Below are 4,345 nucleotides of genomic sequence, written 5' to 3' on the forward strand. Positions count from 1 at the left end.
CTGCCACCAAGGCACTATCGTTTTTTGATTTAATAATACCTTTCAAACGATATTGAGCAAAAGTATATGTTGCGAAAAAACAGATAAAAACTGTACTAAAAACCTTTAATTTCATTATTGAGGGGAATAATCCAGGATTTATGCTGGAAGGATTCTATTTCTTTGGCTAAATCAGTAGTAGGATTAATAAATGTTTTACCCAACCTACCATTCAGGGTAACATAAGCATCGACATATACTTGAGGTGACCGAAAGCCTTGGCTTTGATAATAATCTCTCAAGATATGTGCATAATATAAAATCATATCTGGCTGAGTAGCCATCATTTTCTCCTGCAGCGTTGTCAAGAACTCTGTATTATTAACTATTTGTTGGTGTCCATCATTATCCTTTACAGTAAACTGTGCATTACCTGCCTTTTCCATCAACATTACTCTCCATGAAAATCGGTAGCCTTCTTCCGTCCAAAAAAGTTCATCAGGATACATCAGGTACCTAAATGGAAATATCAACTGGACAGTGAAGAATATCACAAACCCACCTATTAAAAGCTTATTGGCTACAGGAGCAAACGAGTAAGTTTTATCAGCCTGTAAAAAACTGGCTGGTACTTTCAACACTCTTGCAAGTTGTTGAATAATGCTTTGATGAAAACTAGGAGAGAAAAAAATCAAGGCTGTCACTATCATAATATATGGAAACATACCGATAGGAAACAACAAGGCTGTAAAAACATGAAAAACTACAACTGTTAAATAAGCGATTGGCCTTGTTGTAGAGTTCAATAGTAAAAAGACAATAGTTAGATCATATACACATCCGAACCAGCTAAAAACATAGGGTGTCCATGAGTAATTGAACAAAAAACCTATGATAGGCATATCATTACGTGCTGGAAGCCATATTTTTAAGGGCAACGCTTGAATAAGCCAGTCACTATTTAACTTGGCAAGCCCTGCGTAGAAATACAATATAAAAACCAACAACTTGATAACACATATACACCATGTAGGAACTTTGTTTACCAATAAAGTTTTGTCTTTATAAGCATCTACTGAAAGATACCTATGTGCTGGCAAAAACACCATAATCAAACAAAGTAAACTGATAAAATAATAATGGTTTAGATAAGTGCTTTTATCCATGAGTTCTATATAAGTAAAACTCAAGAACAAGCCAATAATGGCTATTCTATAAAAATAGCCAATCATTACCAAAACCGACGACACAATACATACTATAAACAGCATGTAAGTATATTGCCCTAAAGGACGAATAAACTCGAATCCATAAAAAGGAAAAAAATAACGAGGCTTTATGTACAAATCATAAATCCAACCTTTGCTCCAAAAGCGCAAAAGACTTACGAAAAGCATAAAGCCCAGAGCAATTCTGAATATTGCCAATGGTGCAACAGAAGTCTCTTTTTTAAAACAATTAGTATATAAAGTGTTGTTAAGCCAAGGATTAGTCACCGTCATTATCAGTATAAGTAATGGTTATGCTCATAGCTGAGGTCATATCTACTTTTAGCATTCTTACCGCTTTTTGTAGTTCAGTATAAACAGCCTTCATCGCTACGTTATTATCTATCACTTCTTGGTAAAAATTAGGCTTTAACGCATCTATTTTAGCTTTATTAGCCACAAACTGTGTATTGATTATTTCACTTAATAATTTTCCTGTAGTAACATCTTTTGCCACTAAACCATCAAGATAGCTTTTGAAAGAAGGGCCTTCTACACTAGTTTTTACATTTTTACCATTAAAAAAGTCAACAGCTGCTTGATGTGCACTTTGTGCCAATGCTTTAGAAATATCCTTTTTATAAAATGCTTCTACTTTATTTGCCGACACAACACCATTGAGCATAGCTCCTGATGGAATACCGAATTTACCAGAACGGATAAATCTTTCATAATGTAAAATATAGCCATTTATCATTTCACCCATTGGCGAACCAATATCTGTACCCGTCTTTGAAATAAACTCACTGCGATAAGTACCCCAGTTGCTTATTACTTTGGTAATAAGCTCATTCATGTGGTCAACAATTCGTTTAACGTATGCCAAACGCTTGGCACCATCTGTAGATGATTTAAAATAGGCTATGATTTCAGCATCGGTACTTCCTGTTCCATTCAATAAATAATCTAATGCAGGAAAACCTTGTTTGTCGTAAGCGGCAGTTACTTCAAAATTTTCAGACGGATTGTTTATGTATGTTGCAATGCCAGCAACATTTGTTGGATATATATTGAAATAATTACGAATCCCTGTCTTGGTTCCTGGACCAAAATCAAAGCCTTCAACAGTTTCCCAACTGATATAAGCGTCTACCCATGCTTGGCGAAATTCAGTAAGTGTAGCGGCTTCAGGCTTGGCAATAAAAGCTTGAGACTTAGTAGACATCAAATCCAATTTTGCTTTAAAATTGGTATAGGATGGCACAATGATATTATCGGCCAAATTGGTCAATATTGCGGCACGATCTTTATTCAAATCTGGCGTTGTATTTTGTGGGTCATCAGTTTTTGAACATGCCAACATCAATACAATTGCAATCAATAAAATACTTACTTTTTTTAAGTCTATTCTAGTCATCACATTAAACGATAATATGGGTTGACAGCAATACCATTGCCACCAACCCACTTGGTTACTATTATTAAAAAATAAGTTCTTATAAAGCGAACTTTGCTTTGATGGCATCAGACGCTGCTGAAATTTTAGCAGGAGTTAAGTCCCAATATCCATTTGCTGAACCTAACAATGCTGTTAAAATATCGTCTGAAAACTTAGCATTTGCACCATTAACTGTACAGAAACGTAAAGAATAGATAAAACCAGCACCTTCACCAATATCATGAACTTTGTCTGCTTCAGAGGTTCTATTTCCCCATTTTCCTAAATAACCTACTGCTGCTGCTGCAATTGCTTTTTCAAACGCTGCTTTAATAAAATCAGCTTGTTTTTTCAATTCTGTTTTGTCGTTATTCACAATCGCTGCACGACCTTTCAAGAACGCAAGGTGAACTTGTGGATAAGCCGCTTGGTTGTATTCCCATACATAAGAGCCTAACGCAAATTCAGTTGTACCTCTTACTGTATTTGTAGAACCAGCTAAATACGCTTGGTTTAATGTTAAAAAAGCATAGGCTTCGTCCCAGTTTTGCTCTAATTGAGAATAGTTTTTACCTGTTACAAGCTTGCTATTATCAGCATCCAGCCCTTTGGTTAACAATACATTACCAATATAGTCATACTGTAAAGCACCAATTAATGATTTTTGAATAATTTGGTTTGTTTCAATACCTTTAGCATCAACCAAACGACTCCCTAACTTTCCTGCTTTACCTTTTTCAGCAGTCGAAGTAATTGATTTACTTGCTTCAGCAATTTCACCAAAAAGCGTTTCTATTTTTGCTTTTACTACTTCTGCCTCGGCTGTTGACCAAGACGAAGCTACAGTATTACGCAACTGTACACCTGAAGTATTTAGTTTAGTACTATCAACAAATGGGTTATTAGTATTAGCAAACATATTTTTCAACACAGTAGCATCTATCACTTTATTACCACTAATTGATGAACTCATTGAAGTATTTAATGCCTGAAACATTTTATAACGGTTATTACCATTACTTAGATCTACTGTAGTTTTTCCTCCGTCAACAAAAGCATTACTATATGGTGTGGTAGCTGTCAATGTTGCGTAATCAATTTTTGTAGTACGCAATGGTGCCACTACTGCATCATCATCTTTACACGAGGTCATGCCTGCAATTGCCAAAGCAACTAACACAAATTTCATTTTGTAGGTTCTCTTAAACATTGTAATAAGGAATTAGTTATTTATTTATTTATATTCAAAAATTTATTTATTCTTTGTTAATTATATTTAGACTTATTCCAAACAAATAGTCAAAAAAATAGGGCTAATTTATAGCACCTCTTAGTCCTCCCATTTATAGCCAATACCGTATATGGTATTGAGGTATATTTTGCATCCAGCATCATTCATCTTTCTTTTAAGATTCTTGATATGTGCATAAATTATATCTGCATTACTTTTGGAATCTTCTAACTGTCCCGACAGATATGTTAAAAGAGCATCTTTTGTAACTACTTTGTTTTTATGTTCTAAAAAGAACAGCAATAATTCAAATTCTTTTTTTGTTAATCCAAGCAATACTTCATTCACCAAAACAGACTTTGCTAACAAGTCAATCTGCAATTCATTATATCTGATAATATTTTTACTGCTCAACTTACTTCTTCTTAGCAACGAAAATATCCTAGCGACTAACTCTGATACTTCATAAGGTTTATTCAAAAAATCATC

The 4,345-nt window shown here is 34.3% G+C and carries 4 protein-coding genes; all 4 read right to left on the reverse strand.

Going from position 1 to position 4,345, the window contains the following annotated elements; translation table 11 throughout:
- Nucleotides 1-95: 95 nt before the first annotated feature.
- Nucleotides 96-1,481, reverse strand: coding sequence for an HTTM domain-containing protein (locus VB798_RS24270; protein WP_323689826.1), 1,386 nt, complete (start codon nt 1,479-1,481; stop codon nt 96-98).
- The gene (locus tag VB798_RS24275) at nt 1,468-2,604 is read right to left on the reverse strand and encodes an imelysin family protein (protein WP_323689827.1); all 1,137 of its coding nucleotides are present in this window, start codon (nt 2,602-2,604) and stop codon (nt 1,468-1,470) included. Before VB798_RS24275 ends, VB798_RS24270 begins: the two co-directional genes overlap by 14 nt.
- 79 nt (nt 2,605-2,683) lie before the next feature.
- Complete coding sequence (locus VB798_RS24280; protein WP_323689828.1) at nt 2,684-3,814, reverse strand: DUF4856 domain-containing protein; 1,131 nt, start codon at nt 3,812-3,814, stop codon at nt 2,684-2,686.
- A 141-nt stretch (nt 3,815-3,955) separates the two neighbouring features.
- A partial coding sequence (locus VB798_RS24285; protein ID WP_323689829.1) for a response regulator transcription factor occupies nt 3,956-4,345 on the reverse strand: 390 nt, incomplete at its 5' end.

The sequence above is a fragment of the Arcicella lustrica genome (genome assembly GCF_034930985.1).
In the GTDB taxonomy this organism is placed as follows: domain Bacteria; phylum Bacteroidota; class Bacteroidia; order Cytophagales; family Spirosomataceae; genus Arcicella; species Arcicella lustrica.